Origin of the sequence: Sphingomonas pollutisoli, from assembly GCF_029167165.1 — a bacterium.
Lineage (GTDB): Bacteria > Pseudomonadota > Alphaproteobacteria > Sphingomonadales > Sphingomonadaceae > Sphingomonas > Sphingomonas pollutisoli.
The window spans coordinates 113,556-136,642 of the sequence record NZ_JARFNJ010000009.1; the positions used below are offsets into that span (position 1 = coordinate 113,556).

Consider the following 23,087-nt stretch of genomic DNA (forward strand, 5'->3'; position numbering starts at 1 on the left):
CTGGGGAATGCCATGCCTCCTGTCAGGGTCTCCCTTCAGACAAACAGCCCAAAACAGCAAACCAACTCCCGCTCACGACAAACCAACGCCCGCTCGTGGCCGATGATCTCATTCGCATTCGGGACATCGGCGCTACTACGGTCACGAATAATGGGGCCCGCACGTTTACGATCGCGCCCGACGGGAAGCGAATCGCGTTTCAGATGCGCCGCGCTGAGCCGAATTCGAACAGCTTCTGCCTTTCGATGGCGGTGCTTGACGTCGAATCGGTACCTTTCATCCGGATCGTCGACGAGGGGGGAGACCTCATAAGATGGAATTTTGAATTCCGGGGCAAAGTCGGGTTTCCATCGGGCGTCCCCATTACCATCACTCCGCGCTGGTCGCCCGACGGGGCATGGATCATGTTTCTCAAGCGTGTCGATCAAACAGTTCAGATCTGGCGTGCGCGCGCCGATGGAACCGGCGGAAACCAAGTGACGTACAGTCCGGTCGATATCGACGATTTCCGGATAACGGACGATGGGCAGGCGATCGTCTTTGCGACCCGCCCCGAGCTTGCTGCGATCAATCGGTCGATCGATCGGGAAGCAGACCGTGGATATCGATATGATGACCGGTTTTCCCCGATGACGGCCAGTCGCCCGTTTGCTGAAGGTGGAAACGTCGGTCATTATTATGCGCAGAGCTTGGTTACGGGGACAATGCGCCCGGCCGATGACGCAGAGCAACGGCTGTTCGTTGCCCCAAGAAGCGAGTTAGTCACCAAGCTGGCAATTTCGCCCGGTCGAACTGGTCGCAAGGCGTGGATCATTCCCCCTGTTGGCGACCAATTTTTCTGGAACAGCAGGCTGGCCGCGCAAGACCTGTCCGGGAAAGTCGTGGAATGCGCCGATCCCGTTTGCACGAGTTGGGTCAGCAAACCATGGTGGTCCGCCGACGGTAGAAGAGTCCGTTTCTTCCGGCGCGAAGGCTGGGCCCAGAGCGCGACCGCGATCTACGAATGGAATGTCGACCAGAGCGCGCCCCGGCGAATTTATTCGACCTTGGATCTTCTTTTCGAGTGCGATCCCCTGAATGACACGCTGATCTGCCTACGGGAGGGATCGATTGAACCCAGGAAGTTTATCCAGATCGACCTTTCGCATCGAACTTCGGTCACATTGTTCGATCCAAATCCCGAATTCGCGCAGTTAACCCTCGGGCATGTTGAGCGCCTGGCGTGGAGGAATCGGTTCGGCGTCGAGAGCTACGGCGATCTTGTCTATCCGGTCGGATATCAGTCTGGGCGGCGGTATCCCCTGATAGTCGTTCAGTATGAAACGAGGGGCTTTCTCCGCGGCGGAACAGGTGACGAGTACCCGATACAGGCGTTCGCAAATCGTGGCTTCATGATCCTCAGCCTGCAGCGGCCGAGAGACATCGGATATTTTCGCGCGAAAGGGGAATCAGGCGTCGATGCGGCCAACCTTGAGAATTTCGCCGACAGAAAAAGTGTCCAGTCGTCATTAGATGCGGGTATTCGGCTGCTAATCGCGCGCGGGCTAATCAACGAGAGACGAATTGGCATTACCGGCCTCAGCGATGGCGTCGCGACCGTGCAATTTGCTCTCATCCACAATCCCATCTTCGCAGCGGCGGCGATGAGCAATTGCTGCTTCGATGCGAGCAGCCTGCTTCTCGTCGGCCCGAAGGCATCGCGCCATTTTGAGGCGGTCGGTTATCCGAGCTCGGCCAGGAACGACGGATCATTCTGGGATCAGTTCTCGCTCGCACGAAACGCCGCGAGGATCGAAGCGCCGATATTGATGCAGGAAGCCGACGACGAATATCTTACTGGGCTTGAGACATATAGCGCGCTTGCCGATGCAGGGAAAAAAGTGGAGATGTTCGTCTATCCGGATGAACACCACATCAAGTGGCAGCCGGCTCACCGGCGGTCGATCTATCTCCGGAATATCTGGTGGTTCGATTACTGGTTGAAGGGGGTTCGACCATCCTCGTCCGAGGGAATTGCCGAGGTGAGCGTGTGGGATGCTCTCAATGCGAGAGAGGAAGGGTTACCACGGAACGAACCGACGGTTTCACCGGCCGCAAGCCAATGATCGATCCAGGCTTCCGCATCGAGAAACGCCATGATTCGGGCATGTGCCAGCCCGATATTGGGCCGAGGATCGGAAAGCACCTCTTCCAGCGCCAATCGGTCGAGAATACCCTGTCGGGCCAAATGCCCGTCCATGAGCCTTTCACGAATTTCAACGCGCCGCTCGGTCAATATCGCCTCGCAGAATGCATCGGGGCCGCTCTTTGAGCTGCGATGGATGATCTCTTTGGGTAGATGCCGCGCAAATGCTTGGCGAGCGACTGCACGGTCCCTTCCGCCCTCGATCCAGTCCCATGTGGGGATGGCGAGACAGAGTTCGAGGACCGGCTGACTCATGAGCGGATTGACAAGAGCCGGACTGCCGCTGCGTTCGTAGCCATCCAGATGCTGCTGAATCCTCAGTAAGGAGGCGATGTGCCTCGCCTTCCCTGGCAAAGCGTCCTGTGGCGTCTCCAGCCAAGGATGGGAATACCCTAGACTTGAGGCAACGGCGACCGCCTCCTTTGTCAGAAAGAGAGGGTCGGCCCGCCAACGATATGCGTGGCTCTTCTGCCGCCGTAGCCTATAAGCTGCAACCGTCGCTTCGATCATACTCGCGCCTGTCAGACGACATAGGTCACGAAGGGTAATGAACACACCCGCACCCAGTCCTTCGGAAAGAAGGCGATCGACGATCGGAGCAGCCGAATAGGAGGCCGCAAAGACATTATCGCCGCCATTGCCCATGGCGATCACGTCGGCCTGCCGAGTTGCCGCAGCTCTTAAAAGAGCCGCATCATAGGCGAGTGCATGAATTCGCCCGATCGGGCGCGGAAGATGAGCACAGGTGGATCTTCCGAAATCGACGTCCCCCATCTCGTACCAAGCTTCGTCCAGTTCCACGCCAAAGCTGACACAGGCAGACCGTGCATAGCCTCGCTCGTCGCCGTCAGGGTCTTGGGTCGACACGGTGATCCCGCTGAACGCGGCGCCCGCCGAGCGCAGAGTCGCGCCGACAATGGAGGAGTCGAGGCCACCAGAGATACAGAGAATGGGCTGCCTATACGTCGAGAAGAGGGCACTTGTACTCGCTTGCACCGCGCGCCCAAGACGCTCGATCTGCTCCTCTCGGGACCAGTGTTTGTGCTGGTTCGTGTGGGTCCAGGGATTCCAAAAATTGCGCTCTGGTCCGTCACTTTCAAGGCATGAGACGGAGCTCCCGCGCATGACTTCTGTGAGTCCAACGAGCGCGGTGCGCTTTCCGGGCAAACCCGACGAATAATAGTGTGATGCCAAGAACTGCCAGTCGATGGTTCCGCGCATCCCGGCCGCCATCATGAGATCGGTATCGGAAGCAAACGCCACAATGTCGGGTCCGCTCCATCGATAGCAGGGCAATGAGCCGGAGGGATCCCTCAGAAGATCTATTGCGCCTTCGCGCGGAAGAAGGGCGACATATGAGCCCCAATATCGCTCGATCAGCACCGATCCGCCGCAGTCGAGAATGCGACCCGCTTCTGTGGGATCGAGAGCTTCGATTCGCTGAGATGAGCCGAAGCGATGGAACAGGGGCCCAACGATCAATCCGTCCGATCTGCCCAGCGGGACTACAGTCGCTGCAGCATTGACGAGTACGATGTATCCGTCAGTGGCCAGAGCAACTATCAGGTCTTGCTGCCGGTTCACCTCAGCGACGAGCTCTCGACGCCGGTCACTCTCTGCGAGAAACAGAATCAAGAAGCGTGGCGCCATTACAATACCATGATCGGAGTAAAGACCCTTACATGGTCGACGCTGTCGTTGAGCACCTTGCCGCCCATCTGCACCCAGGCATGTGCAGTAAAGGGATTGGTTCGAATGCCAATCACGAGAGAAGGGTAGTGCCCGCGAGCAATACAAACACGAAGGAACGCGAGCGACCGCGGCAGGCATCGATTCGTCTTGCCCATAAGAAGGTCAGTCGACTGAAACGCCGACGCGATTTCTGCTACGATCTGGCTGTCAGCGCCCTCGTCGCCGGCTTCCCTCCTCGCTTTGGCAGCGATGATCGAACGGCTTGCCCATCCGAAGCCGCGGCACTTCAAGAGTGCCATGGCGGTGATCCGTGCGGTCGTGACCTCCAATATATCGGACACTGCTGGACGGGCGCCGAGCTGAAGCTGCTCGCTCGGACGGGGTAGGGATTGCTCGGAATGACTATTGGGGTATCGCCTGTCATTTGCTTCGACGACAATATTCTTCGATTGGAGCCAATCAACTTGATCGTCGTTGGCACTGCCGTTGAGAAAGGCGAGAAAGGCGGACTCGCCCACCGCGGGCAGACAGAAATAGCGCCCGTCGGCGGCATCGAGAAATATTGCCCGTCCGCCACTGTAGCAATAGTGAAGCTGGGCTTTCAGCCGTTGCACTTCGGGCATACTCCGTTGACGCGGCAAGCGCTCGCCGGCCGCGACCGGCGAGCACCGGGTTCAGTCGTCGGAAAGGCCGAGCTGCTGTCGCATCCCGCCGGCGATGTCCTCGCGATTGCCGTCGGGGCCCTTGGTTTCTTCGACGACCGCCCCCAGGTCGATCAGGCTGTCGTCACGTTTCTCTTCGTTGCGTTGCATGACAAGCTCCTCTTGATCCGCCGCAAATATTTGCGACAGTCCAACGATAACTTGGGTGACGCATCCTCGTGTGCGAATATATCTCGCCAAGTTGGCGTAATATCCGCCGCGCGGTTCAACGAAGCCGGGTTCAGCGCGTCGCCGGGTCCGCCGAAACCTCTAAGCCATTGGATTGAATAGCTTTGTCGCGCCTTTGGGAAAGTTGGATTATTTTCTCGAGATGGGCGATTTTCCTTGCATGATATGCTTCAACTCGTCGCCGAGTTGCCCTGCGTAGGCTTCTGACCTCCATGCTGGCGAATAATGCCAACTCTTTCTCCGCTCCGGTCGTTTCGGCAGTTTCGGTGATCCGACTATAGTGAAGGCGCTCGTTCAATCTTCGCACCTCATGAGTTGCGTGGCGGTTTCCGGTCGCCTCGGCCAATGATGAGAAGATTTCGGTCGCTCGGAGCGCGGCGCCCACTGCTGATGCTTCGCCACCAACGATCGAAAAGGGCTGCAGAGCGCGACGAACGGCCGATTCCTTGAGTGTCGTCAGGACCGCGATCAGCAACTGCATGTGCCAGTCGAGAAGTTCAATGAGTTCCGCCGGCTCCAAAATCGGCACAAGGAAGCCTCCGTCGGCATGATGTACAAAGAGACCCTCGCCCACGAAGATGAATGCGGCCTCGCGAACGGGGGTCTTGCTTGAGTGATGTCGATTGGCAAGGTCCTGGATGTCGATCCTTTTCCCCGGGACGAAGTGGCCGGCCAGGAAGTCGGCCTTTAGCCCGTGATAGACGCGTTCTTGCAATGGAGGGTCGATCGCCGACATCACAGCCCCGCTCCTGTAGGGGCCGAGTGACTCGTCCATGCAGGGGTGAGAGCTTGGGTCAGGTGAGCCAAATTTCGCTGCGCGATCATCTCGATGCACAGTCGCTCGAGATCGCTGAGGTCGCCCATCGCGAGCTGCCGCGGAAAGCACATCTTCTGCCCGGCGAAGAGAAGTGGGATGAGGATATGGCCTGTCGACAGCTCCAGTCGATAGGCGCAGACCAGATGGTCATCCAGTCGTGACCGTGGGTTACCGGCTTCGATCTCGCGAAGCCAGCGCACACCCATGCCGAGCTCGCGCGCCAGATCGCGCTGCGTCAGCCGTCGTTTCTTCCGTGCCTCTTCTATTTGCCGCCCCGACTGCACTTTGACGTACAGCAGCGGACTTTCAGCAACGGAAGTCGCTATCAAATGCGACATGTCCGCGTCTCCTTACGGGAGATACCGCCCGCCAAGGCAATTCCATTGGTTTGAGGCTAAGGTGTACTTACCACCACTGTCAATTGGGAACCTCGGCCAAGTTGTCGGGATTTACCCAACAAGATCATTGGCATCGCGTGAAGCCGGTATTCGTGCTCCCGATTGCAGGGCGCGATCAAAAGCGCGCAGTAATCCTTCCTGATCGGCTTTTGTGACCTGCAGGAGCGCCACGATGTAGATTGTGCCCAGAGTGGGTTGCCTCGCCTCTGGCGAGTCCTCCCGGATACGCTCGGTGATGCCGGTTGCGATGTCCCAGAGCTGACAGGATGCTCCGACGTGGTGCTCTTGTCCTCCTCCCAGCCAACTCACCTCCTGGCCGCTCAGTTGATCGATGATCTCATCGGTGGGCATGCTGTTCAGATACTCGATCGCGATGTGGAGCGTAGTTCCCCAGGCGATAAGCGAGCGTGTGACGCGAATCAGGTGGCAATGCGAATCGATCAGGACGTCCAATCCGGCCGGTGAAAGCCGGAGCTTAAAGCTGCGCCGTGCTCGACCCATCGACTTCGTCTCCTGCCAAACTAGCGCTCAAACACCCGTCCGCGTTCCTGAACAGGTGTATTTCCACGACGAAGGGAGGCGAAAGCGGCACTATAATGCCGCTTGTGCCGAAACTTGTTCATCGACGCGCTCGTCATCTCCATTGACCTATTTTGCTCCACTTATGCTTTGTTTTGCCGCTTCGGCACTTCAGTGCCCTGCCTATTGCGGCAGGCTTTCGTGATGGTCATTGCTCAAGACGCACCGGGCTGGCGGAGACCACAACCCAAGTCCCAGCTCCGCCGCCCGTACTAGCCAAACCCCAAACCCGAGCGCCTTGTGGCGCCACGAGGAGACGCGTGCCATGGACTTTCCATGCTCCCCGCCCATGCTTGCAGGAGCACTTCTGCTGGCCATCGGCGCTAACCCGGCCAACGCCCAGACCTATCGCCCCGATGCGGAAGCCTACCCCTGCGCTCGTACCGCCGAGCTTGCGGTGGTTCAGAGCAAGGCCGGCTTCTCGATCCGCGAAAAGGCCGACGCCGGCCCGCCTCCCCTTGCCGCCGCGTCGACGCCCCTGCCGACGGCCATCAAGCTCGGAAACTCGCTCAATCTCGATAGGCGAATTTTCGCACGCACCTCCCTTGTTCGTCCGGAGTCTTCCGATGTCCCGCAGCGGTAAACTGATTCTGGCCGCGCTACTTTGCGCATCGGCTCCCGCTTATGCGCAAGACAACGGCGCCGAGCCACTCACGGCTGCGGCCGCGGAGGCTCAGCGTCAATTGCGCCAGACCTTCACCAATCTGACCTTCGAGGACTTCGGTCCGGCGCCTGTCAGCGGTCCAATATATCAGGCTGTTGCGGGTGGACGAGTCATCTATTTCGCGCCGGAGAGTCAGCATCTTTTGTTCGCCGCGATCTACGACAAAAATGGGGTCAACCTGACGGCGCTGGCAATGGATGCGAGCGCCAGGAAGCGCCTCGGCGCGATCAATCCCGCTGAGGCACTTGTGATAGGCCCTGCAGGCGCGCCCAAGGTTATCGAGTTCACCGATCCCGACTGTCCCTATTGCCAGGCGCTGGAACGCTTCTGGCTGGCCAAGGAAGCCGAGGGAAAACCGGTGCAGCGTCTCGTTTACTTTGTGAGCGGCATCCATCCGCAGGCGGCAGCAAAAGCCGAGCATATCCTCTGCTCCGCGGACCAGCAGGCGGCCTTCAAAGCCATCTACTCCGGTGCTCAGCCCGCCACGCTGCACAAATGCCGTCCCGGCGCCGAGAAGGTCGCCCGCGACGCCGAGACCGTCCGCAAGATGGGCGTCTCAGGCACGCCGACGCTCTTCGTCGACGGCAAACTCGTGTCAGGCTTCCAGCAGGCCGAGCTCGAGGCCTTCCTCGATACCGAAAGCCGGAAACCCAAGCGCAGTCCCTGAAGGGTCGGCCCCGACGATTTTGGCGGATCTCGCACGCGCGCGGCGAAGACCGTGCCGGCGAGGACCGGGATGCCGGCGGCAGCGCGCCTCCAGGGGCCGTCCAGCGAAGCCGTCGGCCGGACACGACCACGGATCGGTACCGGCAAGCATGATTTGGACGGCTCTGGTGACCACAAGGAGACTGAATATGTTGACTTTGCTTCGGAGAAGGACGTTCCGCACGATCGACGCGGCCGTCCTTTTCCTTCTGGCCGCGATCGCTGGCACGAGCGTTGCCTACGCCTTCCAGGCGCCGGCCGCCGGCGACCTTGGTTACGACATCTACGACATCGTCGTGAACCAGGGCGTGAAGGGACCGCTCGGCTTCGTTGGCGGCGTCGCCGCCTTCCTGTTCGGCGTCTCGCGGCTCTTCTCGAACATCATGATCGGCATCCCGACGATCGTGGCGGCGGTCTGCCTCATCAAGGCGGATTCGATCCTCCAGACCTTCGGCATGCTGATCTGAAGACAGGTCGGGTGGCCGGTCCGCCGGCCCCCGTCCGCCGGAACGGAAGGTGATGGTCGCCTTCCGAAGACCACGCTCAGCAGCGTGGTGAAGCAAGGGAGAAGGGCGTGGACGAACGACTTCCGCAGTTCCTGCACCGGCCGGTCCAGATCCTCTGGTTCGACAGTCAGGAGTTCATCGTCGTGATGAGCGTGATCTTCGTCGCGGTCATCGTCGGCGGGATCATCGGCTGGTCGCTCCTCGGCGCTCTTCTCCTCTTCATTCCCTGGAAGCGGACCAAGCCGCGCGGGTTCATTCCGCACCTGGCCTGGCGATGGGGCCTTGCCCGCTTCCGCAACTATCCGGGTCCGACCCAGACCCGCTTCTTCGAGTAGGCGAGATGGCACACCTATTCCGACGCAAGGTAGCGGCCGACATGATCGGCGACACGCGCCCGAGCTGGCACCTGCATCGCTATTTGCAGGGATCGGCCAACCTGTTCGAGGAGAATCGGCTGCTCAAGGTAGCGATCGCCGGCTTGTTCGGCATCACCGCAGTGTTGGGCACGCTCATCTACACCTCGAACCAGAACACGCGCACCGTGATCGTGCCCTTCGGTGCGGACGGCGACCTCTATGTGACGGGCAATAAACCCTCCGAGGCCTATCTCCGCTCGATCACCTTCAACATCGTTGGCCTTGTCGGCACCTATTCCGCTTATTCGGCAGACCGGCAGTTCCAGGAACTGCTGCGGATTGCGCATCCCAGCGCGTATAATGGCTTGCGCGACAGTCTGAACCGGCTGCTCGACGAACTCGGCAACAATCCGACGCTCTCGATCGCGACCTATATCCGTGGCGACCAGCCCGTCACCTGGACGGGCAGCGAAATCCTCGTGCCCGTCGAAAAGGTCCGTGTGATCGGCGGCGTCATCCGCAAGTTCCGCGGAAATCTGCGCATTCGCTACGCGCTCGAGAACGGCCGGTTCTGGCTGACCGCCCTTCAGGAGGAGAATTTCAGTGCCGATATCCGGTAACCGCATGAGGCTTGCCTGCCTCGCGGGCACGCTTGTCGCGTCCCTGCCCGCTTCCGTCCCCGCCTTCGCCCAGTCGATCGCGGCGCTGCCCGACCAGACGAGCCGCATCCGGCTCTCCAATCGCGACGTCAATCATGTCGTGTGCGTCGGCGGCGAGATCGATGACGTGAAATTTTCCGCGGAGAAAGGGCTGGCGGTCGAGCGCGGTGGTTCGGACGCGTGGATCAAGTTCCTCGTCCTTGAAACCGAAGACCCGAGCGCGGCGCCAGCCAGTACGAAGACGCGGACCTATGTGACGACGCCGTCCGAATTCTTCGTCTCGTGCAACGGCGCTATCTATCCGCTCTACGCCGAGCCCGCCGACATTCCGGCCCAGACCGTGACGCTGGTCCCAGGCGGCTCGCAGCGTGCGCGTGCCAATGAGGCGCTACTGGGACCGCTGGTGGAGGAAGAGCGGGCAGTCGGGATTGCGCTTGCGATCCTGCAGGACCGGGTGCCCGCTTCCTTCTCCGAGGTAGCGCCTTCGCGCGACAGGCTCGCCCTTGTCGATCTTCCCACAGCGTCGCTGAGCGAGCGGCGGCGTCTCGAGGTCGAGGGCGCGGGGCTTTCGGTCAGTGAATATCTGGTCCGTTCGAGCGTCGCGATCACGCTCGATGAACGCGATTTCCTCGATACGGCGCTTGGGGACGACATCTTTGCCATCACGATCGACCGGCTGACGCTGGGTCCCAACGAGACCGCCCGGCTGATCGTCGTTCGCCGGAGTGTCCAGCCATGACCGCGCCGGAAGAGAACCCTCAAAGAGAGGCAGGACCGTCGGCCCGACACGGTGGCGACGTCAACGAGACGACGAATACTCAGCGTCCGGCCCTGCTCGATCTGCCGGCGCAGTGGTCGAAGCTCAGTTCCGACCAGAAGTTGCGCGCCAAGCAGCTGGGTGTCGTATCGACGATCGCACTGCTTGGCCTCGGTCTCTATACGGCGAGCACAAGCGGCCAGAAGGAGGCGCCCAAGGCGCCGCAGGCTTCCAATCTGGACATGGGCGCGGGCCTCCGGGGCGACAGCCTCGAGGTGAAGCTGCGCGGTGATCTCCAGAAGATCCTCGACGGACAGACCCTGCTCGGAGATCGGGTGACCGCGATCGAGGAAGGCAAGGTGGTCCCGGGTGCCGCCGGCGCGGGCCACGCCCAAAGCGCGGGCGGCGACGGCGAACTTCCGCCTGCCCTTCCCGGCGAGGCCCCCGCCTACCCGCCGGCTCCTCCCGAGGCCAGGGGTGCGGCCGACGAAATCCCGGCGCCGCCTAGTGCTCCGGCTGCCCCAGCAGCCCCGCCTGCGCCGCCCACGGAACGGCAGGTCGGCGCGATCGGCGCGGCGACCGCAACGCAAACGGTGGAGGGAGGCGCGGGCGGCGGGGCCGCGTCAAAAAAAGGGAAGCGGACGATCTATTTGCCACCTGGTTTCATGAAGGCGCGGCTGCTGACCGGGATCGACGCGCTGGCAAGCCGGGACGCGACCAGTAATCCCGAGCCGATCATCGCCCGGGTCCAGGCGCCCGCTGTGCTCCCCAACGAAGTGAAGGCCAATCTCGCCGGCTGCTTCGTGATCGGTAACGCGACCGGAAGCCTCGCCAAGGAGCGGGTCGAGATCCAGCTCGTCTCGATCTCGTGCGTCGATTTCGAGAGTCACGCGGTGGTCGACCAAGCGATCAAGGGCTTCTTCGTCGACGCCGATGGAAAGAAGGGCCTCTCCGGGAAGGTTGTGACGCGGGCCGGTGCGACGCTCGCGCGTTCGTTCATCGCGGGCACGATCGCCGGCATTTCGCAGTCGGTCGAGGGCACGTTCGGTAGCCTCTCTACCTCGGCGCTTGGCAGCGTGCGCAGTCTCGACGCGGGCGACGCCGTCAAGTCGGGCGTTGCCGGCGGTCTCTCCAAATCATCGGACAAGCTCACCGATTTCTATCTCGATCTCGCCCGCCAGGCCGGCCCGGTGGTCGAAGTGGGCGCGGCCAAGGATGTCGTGGTCGTCATTCAGGAAGGCCTCGCCCTCGAGATCAAGCCGTCCGTCGGAGGCAAATTCTGATGCGACGCTCCCCCCATGTTACAGGAGGTTCCGCCATGCCCGCGCTGGCCCACCAGTCTCTCCTTCGGTCTCTGTTCTCGCTCGGCCTGCTCGCGGGTTTGAGCGGATGTGCGACGGTCGGTTCGATGATGTCGCCCTATTCGGAGAAGTTCGACTGCAAGAATAGCGACCACGGCCAGTGCATCCATCCCGATCGGGCGTATGAAGACGCAGTCGCCGGGGTCGCCTCGAAGTCTGACCCCAAGGTCACCAATGACCGCGCCATGCTGCGCCGGCAGGACGCCGACCGAGCTGGTTCCCGATCGCGGGGAGGAAGCGCGGGCAACGCCTATGGCAGCTATCGCGACAGCGTCTATCGCGAGTTGAAAGGTCTGATCGAAGCTCCGGTCACGCCGATGCTCAAGCCCGCGCAGACCGTCCGCACGCTGATCCTGCCCTATGCCGATCGGCAGCGCCCGGACCGGCTCTACATGCCACGCTACGTCTATTCGGTGGTCGACAAGCCCGTTTGGGTCGTGGGCGGCGCACTTGTCGCCGCGCCCGATCGCGCGTCTCAGGCACCAATCCTCGGGCAGGTTCGCGACACCGCTGCGCCCGATGGTGAGGCCGCGCCGGCTTCCTCGCCCGCGCCAGCCATCGTGCCGCCGGTGCCGGAGCACCAGCCATGAGCGGCCTCAGCTATGCGCGTCTTCGCAACGCCGTGCGGCGCGACAGCTTTTCGGACTATCTTCCGCTCGTTGCGTGGGAGGAGGAGACCGACGCGTTCCTCTGCATCGACGACACCTGGGGCCATGCCTGGGAGCTGGTGCCCACCGCCTATATGTTCGCCCATGTGCAGGGCGCTTTGCAGGGGCTGCTCAATATCCACTTCCCCGACGGGACGGTCCTGCAGCTCCACACCTTCGCGGATCCGCTGATCGACGACGCGCTCGACGCCTTCCTTGATCTCAAGACCCGCGACGATCCGCTCATCCAGGCCTCGGCGCGCCATACGCATGCTTATCTCAGTCAAGGGCGGCATGGCCTCAAGGCGCTTCATGGCATCCCTGTCCGAAATTTCCGCACGCTACTGTCGATCAAGACACGGCGGCCGCTGGGGGAGGATTTGCGCCGGCAGGTCGAGGAGCAATTATCAAAGCTCGGCATCCGCCGGTTGCCGCCTGAGGAAATGGTGGCCTTCTACCGGCGCGTCTTCAACGGCGTCGCCGATCCGGCGCCGGGCGTCTTTGCAGACGGCACGACCACAGGCGCGCCGCCGATCGCCAAGCAGATAATCGATGCGGGTCCGGATCTCGTGTTCGAGGGCGCGGAGGTGTTCCTGGGCAACCAGGTCGCGCGGTGCCTGACGCCCAAGGCGCCAGCCCGGCGCATCACCGCCGAGCGCGCCAACCGCCTCATGGGCGGAATGCGTGGCGCCTCGGAAGACAGCGATCAGATCGGCGGTCCATTCCTCTACACGCTCAACATCCTGTTCGATCATTCGCAGTTCGAGATTCACAAACGCGCGCAGATCCTCTCGGCGCAAAAGGCGGCAGGCAGCTTCGCAGTCGAGGTCGGCAAGCAGATCGAGGAGATCGGCTGGATCCTCGACGAGGCGGGCAACAGCAAGTTCGTCCGCGTGATCCCGACGATCTGGGTGTTCGGCCGCGACCGCGCGCATGCCCGTGACCTTGCCGCGCGCGCCAAGCGCCTGTGGGAGGGCGAGCCCCTGCCCTTCTCGATGCAGGAGGAGAGCTATCTCAACCCGACGCTGCTGGTGATGAGCCTGCCGTTCGGACTCTACCCCGACCGAACCACGCTGCGCCTGCTCGAACGGGACTTCCGCATGCCGGTCAAGGCGGCGGTGCTGATGGCGCCAATCCAGACCGACTTCCGCGGCGGCGGGCGCCCGGCGCTTCTCTACACGGGCCGCAAGGGCCAGCTCATCACCCTCGATCTCTTCGATCCCAGGATCAACAACTACAACTTCATCGTTTCAGCCGAGAGTGGTGCCGGCAAGAGTTTCCTGCTCAACAATCTCTGCCAGCAATATTACGCCAATGGGTCACTGATCCGGATCATCGATATCGGCGGGAGCTACCGGAAACTCTGCACGCTCTGCTCTGGCCGCTATATCGACATCGGCGAAGAGCATCTGGTTCTAAATCCGTTCGATATGGGGCTCGCGCTCGACGGCGATGACAAGCAGTCGGCGATCACCATGGCGGTCGCGATCGTCGCAGAAATGGCGAACGCTTCGACCCGCAAGGGCGTGACCACGTCGGAATGGAACCTCCTCAAGTCCGCCGTCCAATGGACGATCGATACGGGGAGGGCCGATCATGGCATCGACGCCGTGCGCGAATGGCTCGGCACCTATCCCTCACTCGTCGAGACCGATCTGGACCGGGTTGAGCACCTCGTGCCGACGTCACGCGAGCTGGCTTTCAATCTGCGGGATTTCGGCTCGGGCGGCGCCTACGGTCATTATTTCAACGGGCCCTCCACCCTCGATATCCGCAACGACGAATTCGTGGTGCTCGAACTCGAGCGCCTGAAGGCGATGCCGGACCTCTTCAACGTCATCGTCATGGTGGTGGTGAACGCGGTCACGCAGGAACTCTATCTCTCCGCGCGCGACCGTCCCCGCTTCGTGCTGTGCGACGAAGCCGCGCAGTTCATGACCCGGACAGATGGGCAGGATCTGTCGCGCCTCGCCGAGGCGTTCGGCCAGGGCTACCGACGCGCGCGCAAGTATCGTGGTTCGTTCGGCATCGTGTTGCAGTCGATGAACGATCTCACGCTGTTCGGTGGCACAGGTCAGGTGATCCTTGAAAATGCCGCGACGCGGTTCCTGCTGCAGGGCTCTACCTATGATCGCGCGGTCGACAACAAGATCCTCGACTATTCTGGCTTCGTCCTCGATCTCCTGAAGTCGGTCCGCAACTCGAAGCCCAATTATAGCGAGGTGTTCATCGACTCGCCGCTGGGCCTCGGCATCGCGCGGCTCGTGGTCGATCCTTTCTCCTACTGGATCAACACGTCCGCGCCAGACGAGGTGGCCGCCTTCGAGGCGCTGTTACGCCAAGGGCTTTCGCCGCTCGAAGCGATCTGCCGCCTCGCCGGCGTCGAGCCCTCGCAGATCCTGGGCGCGCCCGCCGCGTCTGGCCTCGTGGGAGCGTGACCGCCATGACACGCTATAGGCCGCACCCCGATCAGCTTCCGCTCAACTGGTCGGACAACGAAGCGATCGAAGTTATTGTCGAGCAGCGACTTGCCGAGCGGTTCGAAGCGGAGTCGTTCCAGTGGCGCTTCCGGCTCGTGATGATCGAGACGGCAATGATGGGGCTGCTGGTGCTCGTCGCCGGATTGTTCCTCAAGCAGCCGACCATGATGGTACTGCGCGCTTCGCTTATCGTCGCCGCGTCCTGCCTCGCGACCGGCCTCCTGCTGCTCAGCCTCTCGGCGGGCACCGCGAAGCTGATGAGCCGTCTGCGTCGGTGGAGCCGGCGATGAACGGCCTCATCTCTTCCACACCCTCGCATTCGGCAATCCGGCTCACTGTCAGCGGCTTCCTCCTCATGCTGGTCCAGAGCGCGCTCCTGCTCATGTCGCCGTCGCTCAACGGCGATGCCGGCACGCTGATCTGGGTGCTGACCCCACTCGCGCTTTGTGCATTCGTCGCCGCTCTTGTCGGCGTTCCCGAGCCTCCCGAAGAGCATTGGAGGCAACGCCATGGCCGCTGATCTGTTGCGACGGGTCCGTCGCGGGCCGATCCTCCTTGTGCTCCTGACGGGCAATGCGCTGGCCGTCGCTGCGGTATTCGCCGCGACCGCTCCGTTGGGTGGCGGCGCCCAATCGCGCAGCACGATTGGACGGACGTGGCCGATCGCAGAGCCTGATGCCCTTGCCGAGATCGAGGCCAAGGTCGCGACTCTGCCCAGCGACATGAGCAAGGCGTTCGGCCCGCGCGACAAATGGAGCGCGCTCAAGGCGGCCCCGCTCGGTGTAGCCGGCACCGATCGCGTGCGCAGCGTCGTCCCCTTCTACACGCTCGATTTCGACATCACGCTGCCGGGCGGCAAGACGCTCTACCCGAAGGGCTTCACGTTCAACCCGCTGACCTATGTGAGGCTGCCGCAACGCCTTGTCGTCGTGCATCCGCGCGACCTTGGCTGGGCGCTTCGCAATGCCCGGGCGAGCGACTTCATCCTGCTCTCCGCGCTTGGACAGCAGAACGGCGACGCGATCGATCTGAGCGAAAAGACCGGCCGGGCGATCTACATCTTGGAGGAGCGCGTCAAGCAGCGTCTGGGGCTCACCGTGGCTCCGGTCATCGTCGAGCAGTCAGGCACGCGCCTCGTCCTCACCGAATACGGACCGAAGAGCCGGTCTGCCGAGACCGCCGCGAAAGGAACGCCGCGATGATCGGGCGTCTTCCCGTCTTCGTTGCCGGACTCGTCATCGGGCTCCTGATAACGCTTGCCTGGCCGAGCCAGGCTCACGCCTCGAAATGCGAGGCGGGCACCGTCTTCAACCCGATCACCAAGGTGCGTTGGACCTGCATATTTCCGATCACGGTCGGCGGCATCCGGGTGGGAAGTTTTGATAAGCTCGACAAGGCGCTCGACGCGCAATCCTCGTCCAAGCCTCTGTGCGCTTGCCGCAAGGGGCTTCAGTTCTGGTTCGGGGTCAAGGTCTCCTACTGGTCGCCGAATCGGATGGTCGATGTCGTGACCGAACCCGGCTGCATGATGGCGCTCGGTGCCGATCTTCTGCCGACCGGCGGCAAGCTGCAAGGCAGCCAGTCATCAATTTCGGACGGCACGAACACCCGCAAGATGTTCGCGCAGATGCACTATTACATCTCGCCGGTCTGGGCGATGCTCGACATGTTCACCGACCTGCCGTGCCTCGAGAATGACGGCTTCGACGTCGCCATGATCACCGAAGTCCTGCCGACCTGGCAGTCGGGAACGCTCGGCGCAATCATCCAGCCCGAGGGCATTCTTTTCGGCAATCCCGCCGCCGGTCTCGCCTGCATGGGCGATAGCGCCGCGGCAGCTGCCGGCAAGGTGATCGACCCCCTGTTCTGGTGCATGGGTTCGTGGGGTGCGACCTATCCGATCGCCGGCGACATCCATTTCGACGACAGTGTCGAGGCCTGGGCGGGGCTCGCAGCGCGCGGTGTCTTCATGATAGGGCGGCTCGGCGCGCTCACGATCAGCTCCGAGGATGGCTGCTCTTTCGTGCCGCAGCCCGTCTGGACCAAGTCCCGCTACAAGCTCCAGATCATGGAGCCGGTGAAGGGCGGCAAGTGCGTCAACATCGGCCGCCCGGGCGCGTTGTGGTCATCGGCCAAGCATGCGCCGGGCAAGGACAACGCCCAGTTCATGCTCTTCGAAAAAGTGATCTGCTGCGCCGGGATACCGGTGCCATGAGCGGGTCGCTTTCCCCCTGTTCCGCGCGAGACAGCCGTCCATTCCGGAGGTCTGTTCGCCAAGGCCCCTACGGCCGATGGCTTCCGTGCGGGACCGGAGCGGCGTCGCTATGCCCCCCTGGCGGCGTCGCTCCACCCCCGGCCAGCGCGGCCGCAATGCTCCCCCGACGGGATCGGCGCTTCCTCTCCGCCTGTTCCGTCATCGCGACCGCGCTGGCCATTTTGCCCAACTCGCCCGCCCTGGCGCAGACGATGGAAGATCGCGCCCGGGCCGCCGCCGAAGCATCGCGCGCAAAGACCAGCGATAGCGACGCGCTTCAGCAGAACTATGTGACGCCGGGCCTGGCCGGTCAGCAGATTTCGACCGTCGACAACAGTCGCACGTTCGCACCGAACATCGCGTGCCAGAAAACCGCGACGATGCTGGAGGTGCTGGTGCAACCGGCGTCGAGCGGCGATCTCGGCAAGGTCACCATCGCGCGCGACACAGATCTCGACGGGGCTGTCGATAGCACGGCGAACTTGTCTGTGCCGGTATCAGGCGTTTGTGCGAATGGCGTCGTCTCCTGCGAGCCGGGCACCTGGAACAATTGCAGCTTCTTCCGCTGGGATGTCGACGCCGCAAAGGCGCTCAAGCTGACCTCTGTCGACATGCCCAGGCTCGCGGGCTGCTACTGCCTCAATAACAGCTGCGGCACCAACCTCGCATGGGGCAACATGGCGTCGGTGCTGCGCGACCTTGGCGGTGGGATGATCGGTGCCTTGACAACGGCCGACCCGCGCTATGGGGTCGCCGAAGCCGTGATCGACGGTCCGTCGATCCGTTATGTTGGTGCGCAATCGACCGCTTGCTCCACAAATCCCGACCTTCCGCAGACCGCCTATCGCGCCAATCCTGCGGCGATCGCGTCGGATGCCTATTCCGCGTCCACAAGCAATTCCGTGTTCCAAGCGCTCAAGGGGTCGGCGACCGGCACGGGCAGCGCGCTTCAATATCGCCATTGCTCGATCGAGCGGCGGGTGACCGTGTTGAAGCCCGGCGCGGAGGATATCATCAGTAGAACCTCGGGCGGCTATTCGACGTTACAAAATGGGTCGTCCTTTGATTTCCTGATGGGATCGCCTGCGGACAACAGCCTGGCCGGCGGAAGCTGCACGCTCATTGACTTCCGCATGACTCTGCATGTGACCGACCCCGACCGCATCGTTGACGCGCGGCTTGCCGAGTTCTTCGCCGACGATTGGGCGCAGGTGCGGATCGATGGGCAGTTGATCGGCTCGGGCCCGTCCGCCTGGACCACGCTCGGACTTCCGCCGGGCAAATGCGAGTTTAAGAAGACCTTCTATTCCTACCCGGACCTCGATCTGCGGCCCTATCTGACCGCTGGTGATCATGAGATCTGGCTGCGCGTCGCAGTCGCATCGGGCGGCGAAGGCTTCGCGCAGGTCCATGTCGACGTCGACAATAGCTGCAAGACGCTGGAGCAGGTCGTCGACGGTTGCGGAGCGATCGCCTCAGATCTGCAATGCAAGCTCGACAGTGAGCTGGTCGATGGTGTCCAGACGTGGATCAACGGGGTTGCGACCGGGCTGCGTCCCCTGCCTCAGACCCGCATTTTGGGCGGGCCGAGCTGCCCGACACAACTCACGCGCGACTTCTTCCTGAAGGACCGTACCTACCGGTGCGCGGTCGATGACATCTCGCAGCCCGACACGAGCCGCGGCGCCTATATCATCGACCATTCGACCGAGACGATGCTGGCTGACCGGACGCTCCAGAGCGACGGAAGCTACGCGACATCGACGCGGGCCTTCACCCTTCCCGATCGCGGCTCGGTGCCGGCCTGCGAGCCCGTGTGCAAAACCCGCGCACCCAAGGCTAACAGCGAGGCAGCGCCCGATGGCGTCGTGGGCGCGAAACAGAATGTGCCGACCGGCTACGACACCTTCTTCCACGCCTGCACTGCTGACAATCAATGCCCGGCAGGTCCTGGCGAGGAAGTTGTCTCCGCCTGCGGATGCCTCGACGATTTTCCCGAAGCGGTCGTGATGATGCAGACCGTGCGTCTCGCCGGCGCCGACATGGTCTGCACGGGGAGCGTGCAATGATGGGGCTGCCGACAACGAGATACTGGTATCTGGACCCGCGCGGTGCGGCCCTCGCGCTGATGGTCGGGGCGGGTTTCGCACTCGCCTGCCCGAGCGCAGCCAAGGCGCAGCAGATCTGCGCGGCCGATCTCAACAACAACGGCGACGCGGCCGATGAAGGTGAACAGGCGAGCTGCCGTTCCACCACCAGCGGCGCTTGGGCTTGCCCGATCCAGGAGGTCGCCTGCGTCGCCGATGCCATGGGCCAGTATAGCTGCCCGGTCGGCCCGCAATATGCTTGCCTCGTGAAGACCGAGGGCGGCGCGCCGGCATGTTCGCCCAATCAATGTGCGGACCTTGCGACCAATCCGATCGTGAATGATCCGCCGATGGACGATCCAGGGACCGAGCCGGATGGCGGCATCGACGCCGACGGGAATTGCCTGGGAAAGATCGAAATATTCTCAGGCCGTGGCGTCCGGTGCCGTCCCGCCGGGCTTTCGACCACCTTCGCGAACTGCTGCAAGGACAAGGGAAAGATCGTCAAGGACGGGATGGGTTCGTCCATCTCGTCGATTGGCACCAAGATCGCGGTGGCCAAGGGCGTGTTCACCGGAATGAAGGCCGCCTACACAGCGTTCAAGGCGGGCGCGACCGCGAGCCAGGCGGCAAGTTCGGGGGCCAATGCGCTGATCGTGGGTCTCGACCCGACGTCGCTCGCCGTCAGTCTCGCGATCAACTTCATGATCGATTTCCTGTTCTCCGGCTGCGACCAGCAGGACATGGAGACGGCGATGCTGCGCTCGTCGGGCATGTGCCACGAGATCGGCAGCTACTGCACTTCGAGCTTCCTTGGGGTGTGCCTGCAGAAGGCCCGCGGCCATTGCTGCTTCAACACCAAGCTCGGCCGCATCATCCAGGAGCAGGGCCGCCCCCAGCTGAAAGCCTTCAATGGCAATCTGTGGGGTACGGCCAAGAAGCCGATGTGCCGAGGGTTCACGCCTGAAGAGTTTCAGGCGCTTGATTTCAGCAAAATGGATCTCTCAGAATATTATGCGGACATCGAAGCCCGTGCCCAATCCGACATTCAAATCGACATGGGGGAGCGCATCGATGCGTATCTCAAAGCGGTCAATCCGTAGCGCCACCCTTCTCGCGCTGCTGGGCGCGGCCACCGCCGCGCTCGCGCAGGTCGTCGCGAGTGACGCCCCTCGCGGCGACGCGCGGCAATCTGCTACCGATCAGAGTCAGGCCAGCATGGACCGGCTCGAAGGCGCGATCGCGCACGGCAAGGACGAGGCGGCACACCTGCCCGATCCCAGACTTCCACGCACGGACAACCCCACCGACCAGCGGCGCGCGTTCGACGGTCTGCACAAGCGACTTGCCGAGCCGGACATGGAAGCACGCGCTCGCGCCGCGCAGGCCCGTGGCGAGGCAAGCCTCGCGGCCGAGCGCTTGGCGCAGGCCAAAGCACTCCGCCAGGCGCTAGGCCTTGAGCCTGCTGAAGAGCAGGCGCTCGCCAAGGCGAACCCGGCCGCTGCCGCCAAGGGCTGGGTCCCGGTCCTGTTCGTGTCCTCATCCATGCCGATCTCGACGCTACGCAATTATGCGGTCCAGCTCGAAAAGGTCCGCGGTGTGATGGCATTCCGCGGAGTGCCTGGCGGTCTCAAGAAAATGGGTCCGATGGCCAAGCTGACCGCGCAGATCTTGCGGCTCGATCCCGGCTGTGAAGGCCCGAACTGCGTCATGCGCGACGTCCAGCTCATCATCGATCCGATCGTTTTCCGTCAGCATGGAATCGCCCAGGTCCCGGCGCTCGCCATGATCCCCGGCGATCCGACCCAGGCCTATTGCGAGCGCGACGATGAAAGCCCGCGCGCGGCCCATGTCGTCTTCGGCGACAGCGCGCTTTCCGGAATGTTCGAAGAGTATGCCCGCCTCGGCGGGAAGGAGGAGGTAAGCCATGCTCAGGCTCTTCTGGGCGCTCGCTAGCGCGATCGCCGGCCTCTGGCCGCGTCTTCGCCGACTGCCCCGCAAAGCGGCGATTGCACTCGGGGCGCCAGGGTCGGATCAGCCGGCACGGCCCGAGCGGCTCTTGCGCGCCATGATTGTCGTCCTGCCGGTCGCTCTGATCGCGGCGCTTGTTGTGCCGCAGGTCACTCTGGTCATGACGCCGTCGATCGAGGCCCTCGCTGTGCGCAAGAGCCCGGGGCCGATTGCGCGCGGCGACTATGTCATGTTCACGCTTCATCATCCGATCGCCGGGCCGAACCCGGTCTCCGTCACCAAGCACGCGCTCTGCTTGGCGGGCGATCGCCTGACGATGTTCGAGACCCCGTCACCCCTGGTCGCCCATAGCAGGGACGGTCACTATTTTTGCAACGGGCAGCTTCTGGGCGTCAGCCTGCCGCAAGCCCATAACGGGATGAAGCTCGACCATATGAGGTGGAGCGGCATCATTCCCGCCGGGATGGTCTATGTCGGCTCGACGCATCCGCGCGGCTTCGACAGTCGCTATTTCGGACTCTTGCCGATCGCGCGACTGACTCGCATGGAGCGCATTCTGTGAGCGCGGGGAGACTCGCCGTGGCAGGGGTCGCCTGCGCGCTTCTGGTCCCGGCGATCGCGAGCGCGCAGACGGCCGGCCAGACCTTGGGATCGCGCCAAGGCTATTGGTGGTACGAGACGCCCAAGCCCAAAGCTGATGAGAAGCAGCAGGAGCCCGAGGCGCTCGCTAAGCCGGTCATCCCCCCGATGGCTGAGCTTGCGACCTGGACGCCGCCAAAGATCCGAAAGCTCATCGAGGAGCAGCGTGACTATGCAGCGACCGTGCTGACGGTCGATGCCGTTGCGGATTTCTGGCGGCTTCAGGATTTCGCGCGTCGCAAGGCGCGGGCGTTCGCCGGCGTGACCCAGATCGCGATGCTGCAATATCCCGAACTCAACTCGAAGTCCGCGAACCCGATGGTCGGTGACGCCCGCTCTGAGCTGACGGCTGAGAAGGATGCCATTCGTCGGTCCTATCTGCGCGCCCATGCCGGCGAGTTCGCGCTCGTCATGTTCTCGCGGTCGACCTGCGGCTATTGCCGTGTCCAGTGGCCGATCATCCAGCGCTTTCAAGAAGAGGTGGGCTGGCAGGTCACGCTCATGGATATCGACAAGCGGCCCGATCTCAGGGAGCGGTTTGGAGTAGAAATCACACCGACGACGATGGTCATCCGGCGAGGTAGCCAGCAGCGCATGATCATCGCCTCGGGCGTCGAGGCTTATCCCAACCTGGCGCAGATGGCCTATCAGGCGGTGCGCCTTCTGCGCGGCGACATCCGCCCGGAGCAGTTCATGACCGGCCCGGGCGAGGACGCGGGTTTCTTCGACGCACTGGGCAACGGCCCTGTATCGGCGAGCGACCCGAGGGCCCTTGGCGGCGATCTCGTGGAAGCCTCCAGCGAGCCGAGGCGGTGATGCGCGGTCTCATCCTCCTCGGAATTCCCGGCCTCGTGATCGGCATGGGTTCGGCAGCTGCACAGACCGTCAGCCGCGAGGACGCCATGCGGGCGGCTATCCACCCGGTGGGCGACGCGAAGACTATGCAAGCCTGGCTCTCGCGCGTTCCGATGACGCGCGACTTTCCCGACGATTTCGGTGCGACGCTGCACGGGCACGGCGCGGCGTTCATGATCGAGATGACGACAACGCCCGGCTGCGCGCCCTGCGGCGACCTATGGGCCAAGCTGACGGCGCTGGGCACGCGCTATGGCTGGCAGGTACGCACGATCAGCGGCCAGGAGGCGATGATCCGATCGGGACGTCTCGGCCTGCCTTGGGTGGGGCATCCGGTCGCCTGGGTGAGACCTGTCGGCGACGACGCGCGCGTTGTGCCGGTGGCGATCGGCACTGACCATTCGCCCAATCTGGCCCGAAATCTTTATCTGGCCGCGAAGATGCTGACCGGGGTGCGACCCGATGTCGGCGTCAGGGCCATGTCCAAGTTCACCGGCATCGTGGGGCTGCCGGCGACCCGCCCCGGAAGGCGCTGAGCAATGGCGGGCTCGGTCCTTCCTCCTTCATTCCCGATTGTCCGGAGTC

At 62.9% G+C, this 23,087-nt stretch carries 25 protein-coding genes and 1 pseudogene; 20 read left to right on the top strand and 6 right to left on the bottom strand.

From position 1 onward, the window contains the following. The first annotated feature begins 95 nt into the window (after positions 1–95). A complete protein-coding gene (locus PX554_RS19165; protein WP_275504083.1) occupies positions 96–2,105 on the top strand; it encodes an Atxe2 family lasso peptide isopeptidase in 2,010 nt (669 codons plus the stop codon). A 14-nt stretch (positions 2,106–2,119) separates the two neighbouring features. On the opposite strand, the pseudogene PX554_RS19170 reads toward PX554_RS19165, so the two are convergent. From PX554_RS19170 to PX554_RS19195, 6 genes and pseudogenes are all read right to left on the bottom strand, one after another. Continuing rightward, positions 2,120–3,835, bottom strand: a pseudogene (locus PX554_RS19170) (asparagine synthase-related protein); the annotation flags it as partial. Next, positions 3,835–4,491: a lasso peptide biosynthesis B2 protein gene (locus tag PX554_RS19175; protein WP_275504084.1), complete on the bottom strand. Its 657-nt coding sequence runs from the start codon at positions 4,489–4,491 to the stop codon at positions 3,835–3,837. The pseudogene PX554_RS19170 and the gene PX554_RS19175, both read right to left, overlap by 1 nt. A 60-nt stretch (positions 4,492–4,551) precedes the next feature. Beyond that, entirely contained in the window at positions 4,552–4,689 is a 138-nt protein-coding gene (locus PX554_RS19180) for a benenodin family lasso peptide (protein ID WP_275504085.1), read from the bottom strand. Positions 4,690–4,819: 130 nt separating this feature from the next. Beyond that, positions 4,820–5,503 (bottom strand): GntR family transcriptional regulator, encoded by a 684-nt coding sequence (locus PX554_RS19185; RefSeq protein WP_275504086.1) that lies wholly within the window; start codon positions 5,501–5,503, stop codon positions 4,820–4,822. Beyond that, a complete protein-coding gene (locus tag PX554_RS19190) occupies positions 5,503–5,922 on the bottom strand; it encodes a helix-turn-helix domain-containing protein (protein WP_275504087.1) in 420 nt (139 codons plus the stop codon). The genes PX554_RS19185 and PX554_RS19190 overlap by 1 nt, the downstream gene beginning before the upstream one ends. Positions 5,923–6,033: 111 nt before the next feature. Further along, positions 6,034–6,483: a hypothetical protein gene (locus PX554_RS19195; RefSeq protein WP_275504088.1), complete on the bottom strand. Its 450-nt coding sequence runs from the start codon at positions 6,481–6,483 to the stop codon at positions 6,034–6,036. A gap of 343 nt (positions 6,484–6,826) precedes the next feature. Here PX554_RS19195 and PX554_RS19200 point away from each other — a divergent pair, with 343 nt between their 5' ends. From PX554_RS19200 to PX554_RS19290, 19 genes are all read left to right on the top strand, one after another. Beyond that, a complete protein-coding gene (locus tag PX554_RS19200) occupies positions 6,827–7,144 on the top strand; it encodes a hypothetical protein (RefSeq protein WP_275504089.1) in 318 nt (105 codons plus the stop codon). Next, on the top strand, positions 7,128–7,892 hold the full coding sequence (locus PX554_RS19205) for a DsbC family protein (RefSeq protein ID WP_275504090.1): 765 nt from the start codon (positions 7,128–7,130) through the stop codon (positions 7,890–7,892). The genes PX554_RS19200 and PX554_RS19205 overlap by 17 nt, the downstream gene beginning before the upstream one ends. Before the next feature lie 187 nt (positions 7,893–8,079). Beyond that, positions 8,080–8,397, top strand: a complete 318-nt coding sequence (locus PX554_RS19210) for a hypothetical protein (RefSeq protein ID WP_275504091.1) — start codon at positions 8,080–8,082, stop codon at positions 8,395–8,397. A 107-nt stretch (positions 8,398–8,504) separates the two neighbouring features. After that, a complete protein-coding gene (locus PX554_RS19215; protein WP_066862426.1) occupies positions 8,505–8,771 on the top strand; it encodes a type IV conjugative transfer system protein TraL in 267 nt (88 codons plus the stop codon). 41 nt (positions 8,772–8,812) lie between these two features. After that, entirely contained in the window at positions 8,813–9,412 is a 600-nt protein-coding gene (locus tag PX554_RS19220) for a TraE/TraK family type IV conjugative transfer system protein (protein WP_420833469.1), read from the top strand. Between the two features lie 4 nt (positions 9,413–9,416). Next, positions 9,417–10,190 (top strand): type-F conjugative transfer system secretin TraK, encoded by a 774-nt coding sequence (locus PX554_RS19225; RefSeq protein WP_275504181.1) that lies wholly within the window; start codon positions 9,417–9,419, stop codon positions 10,188–10,190. Continuing rightward, positions 10,187–11,491, top strand: coding sequence for a TraB/VirB10 family protein (locus PX554_RS19230; protein ID WP_275504093.1), 1,305 nt, complete (start codon positions 10,187–10,189; stop codon positions 11,489–11,491). The genes PX554_RS19225 and PX554_RS19230 overlap by 4 nt, the downstream gene beginning before the upstream one ends. Positions 11,492–11,526: 35 nt before the next feature. Beyond that, positions 11,527–12,159 carry a TraV family lipoprotein gene (locus PX554_RS19235; protein WP_275504094.1) on the top strand — a complete coding sequence of 211 codons (633 nt, stop codon included), beginning with the start codon at positions 11,527–11,529 and terminating at the stop codon, positions 12,157–12,159. Continuing rightward, a complete protein-coding gene (locus PX554_RS19240) occupies positions 12,156–14,654 on the top strand; it encodes a TraC family protein (RefSeq protein WP_275504095.1) in 2,499 nt (832 codons plus the stop codon). Before PX554_RS19235 ends, PX554_RS19240 begins: the two co-directional genes overlap by 4 nt. A 5-nt stretch (positions 14,655–14,659) precedes the next feature. Further along, positions 14,660–14,986, top strand: a complete 327-nt coding sequence (locus tag PX554_RS19245) for a hypothetical protein (RefSeq protein ID WP_275504096.1) — start codon at positions 14,660–14,662, stop codon at positions 14,984–14,986. Next, positions 14,983–15,216, top strand: coding sequence for a hypothetical protein (locus PX554_RS19250; protein ID WP_275504097.1), 234 nt, complete (start codon positions 14,983–14,985; stop codon positions 15,214–15,216). Before PX554_RS19245 ends, PX554_RS19250 begins: the two co-directional genes overlap by 4 nt. After that, complete coding sequence (locus PX554_RS19255) at positions 15,206–15,898, top strand: conjugal transfer protein TraW (RefSeq protein WP_275504098.1); 693 nt, start codon at positions 15,206–15,208, stop codon at positions 15,896–15,898. Before PX554_RS19250 ends, PX554_RS19255 begins: the two co-directional genes overlap by 11 nt. Next, a complete protein-coding gene (locus tag PX554_RS19260; protein ID WP_275504099.1) occupies positions 15,895–16,911 on the top strand; it encodes a TraU family protein in 1,017 nt (338 codons plus the stop codon). Before PX554_RS19255 ends, PX554_RS19260 begins: the two co-directional genes overlap by 4 nt. Before the next feature lie 251 nt (positions 16,912–17,162). Then, on the top strand, positions 17,163–19,019 hold the full coding sequence (locus tag PX554_RS19265; RefSeq protein ID WP_275504182.1) for a hypothetical protein: 1,857 nt from the start codon (positions 17,163–17,165) through the stop codon (positions 19,017–19,019). Further along, positions 19,016–20,140 carry a conjugal transfer protein TraN gene (gene traN, locus PX554_RS19270; protein WP_275504100.1) on the top strand — a complete coding sequence of 375 codons (1,125 nt, stop codon included), beginning with the start codon at positions 19,016–19,018 and terminating at the stop codon, positions 20,138–20,140. Before PX554_RS19265 ends, traN begins: the two co-directional genes overlap by 4 nt. Next, positions 20,112–20,993, top strand: a complete 882-nt coding sequence (locus PX554_RS19275; RefSeq protein ID WP_420833467.1) for a type-F conjugative transfer system pilin assembly protein TrbC — start codon at positions 20,112–20,114, stop codon at positions 20,991–20,993. The genes traN and PX554_RS19275 overlap by 29 nt, the downstream gene beginning before the upstream one ends. Further along, complete coding sequence (locus PX554_RS19280) at positions 20,965–21,570, top strand: S26 family signal peptidase (RefSeq protein ID WP_275504102.1); 606 nt, start codon at positions 20,965–20,967, stop codon at positions 21,568–21,570. Before PX554_RS19275 ends, PX554_RS19280 begins: the two co-directional genes overlap by 29 nt. After that, on the top strand, positions 21,567–22,463 hold the full coding sequence (locus PX554_RS19285) for a conjugal transfer protein TraF (RefSeq protein ID WP_275504103.1): 897 nt from the start codon (positions 21,567–21,569) through the stop codon (positions 22,461–22,463). The genes PX554_RS19280 and PX554_RS19285 overlap by 4 nt, the downstream gene beginning before the upstream one ends. Then, the gene (locus PX554_RS19290; RefSeq protein WP_275504104.1) at positions 22,463–23,038 is read left to right on the top strand and encodes a hypothetical protein; all 576 of its coding nucleotides are present in this window, start codon (positions 22,463–22,465) and stop codon (positions 23,036–23,038) included. The genes PX554_RS19285 and PX554_RS19290 overlap by 1 nt, the downstream gene beginning before the upstream one ends. Positions 23,039–23,087: the final 49 nt, after the last annotated feature.

What these genes read in the sequence shown, in the direction of transcription:
- PX554_RS19180 (WP_275504085.1), bottom strand. Translation starts at nt 4,689, where the DNA reads ATGCAACGCAACGAAGAGAAACGTGACGACAGCCTGATCGACCTGGGG.
- PX554_RS19185 (WP_275504086.1), bottom strand. Translation starts at nt 5,503, where the DNA reads ATGTCGGCGATCGACCCTCCATTGCAAGAACGCGTCTATCACGGGCTA.
- PX554_RS19190 (WP_275504087.1), bottom strand. Translation starts at nt 5,922, where the DNA reads ATGTCGCATTTGATAGCGACTTCCGTTGCTGAAAGTCCGCTGCTGTAC.
- PX554_RS19195 (WP_275504088.1), bottom strand. Translation starts at nt 6,483, where the DNA reads ATGGGTCGAGCACGGCGCAGCTTTAAGCTCCGGCTTTCACCGGCCGGA.
- PX554_RS19200 (WP_275504089.1), top strand. Translation starts at nt 6,827, where the DNA reads ATGGACTTTCCATGCTCCCCGCCCATGCTTGCAGGAGCACTTCTGCTG.
- PX554_RS19205 (WP_275504090.1), top strand. Translation starts at nt 7,128, where the DNA reads ATGTCCCGCAGCGGTAAACTGATTCTGGCCGCGCTACTTTGCGCATCG.
- PX554_RS19210 (WP_275504091.1), top strand. Translation starts at nt 8,080, where the DNA reads ATGTTGACTTTGCTTCGGAGAAGGACGTTCCGCACGATCGACGCGGCC.
- PX554_RS19220 (WP_420833469.1), top strand. Translation starts at nt 8,813, where the DNA reads ATGATCGGCGACACGCGCCCGAGCTGGCACCTGCATCGCTATTTGCAG.
- PX554_RS19225 (WP_275504181.1), top strand. Translation starts at nt 9,417, where the DNA reads ATGAGGCTTGCCTGCCTCGCGGGCACGCTTGTCGCGTCCCTGCCCGCT.
- PX554_RS19230 (WP_275504093.1), top strand. Translation starts at nt 10,187, where the DNA reads ATGACCGCGCCGGAAGAGAACCCTCAAAGAGAGGCAGGACCGTCGGCC.
- PX554_RS19235 (WP_275504094.1), top strand. Translation starts at nt 11,527, where the DNA reads ATGCCCGCGCTGGCCCACCAGTCTCTCCTTCGGTCTCTGTTCTCGCTC.
- PX554_RS19240 (WP_275504095.1), top strand. Translation starts at nt 12,156, where the DNA reads ATGAGCGGCCTCAGCTATGCGCGTCTTCGCAACGCCGTGCGGCGCGAC.
- PX554_RS19245 (WP_275504096.1), top strand. Translation starts at nt 14,660, where the DNA reads ATGACACGCTATAGGCCGCACCCCGATCAGCTTCCGCTCAACTGGTCG.
- PX554_RS19250 (WP_275504097.1), top strand. Translation starts at nt 14,983, where the DNA reads ATGAACGGCCTCATCTCTTCCACACCCTCGCATTCGGCAATCCGGCTC.
- PX554_RS19255 (WP_275504098.1), top strand. Translation starts at nt 15,206, where the DNA reads ATGGCCGCTGATCTGTTGCGACGGGTCCGTCGCGGGCCGATCCTCCTT.
- PX554_RS19260 (WP_275504099.1), top strand. Translation starts at nt 15,895, where the DNA reads ATGATCGGGCGTCTTCCCGTCTTCGTTGCCGGACTCGTCATCGGGCTC.
- PX554_RS19265 (WP_275504182.1), top strand. Translation starts at nt 17,163, where the DNA reads ATGGAAGATCGCGCCCGGGCCGCCGCCGAAGCATCGCGCGCAAAGACC.
- traN (WP_275504100.1), top strand. Translation starts at nt 19,016, where the DNA reads ATGATGGGGCTGCCGACAACGAGATACTGGTATCTGGACCCGCGCGGT.
- PX554_RS19275 (WP_420833467.1), top strand. Translation starts at nt 20,112, where the DNA reads ATGCGTATCTCAAAGCGGTCAATCCGTAGCGCCACCCTTCTCGCGCTG.
- PX554_RS19280 (WP_275504102.1), top strand. Translation starts at nt 20,965, where the DNA reads ATGCTCAGGCTCTTCTGGGCGCTCGCTAGCGCGATCGCCGGCCTCTGG.
- PX554_RS19290 (WP_275504104.1), top strand. Translation starts at nt 22,463, where the DNA reads ATGCGCGGTCTCATCCTCCTCGGAATTCCCGGCCTCGTGATCGGCATG.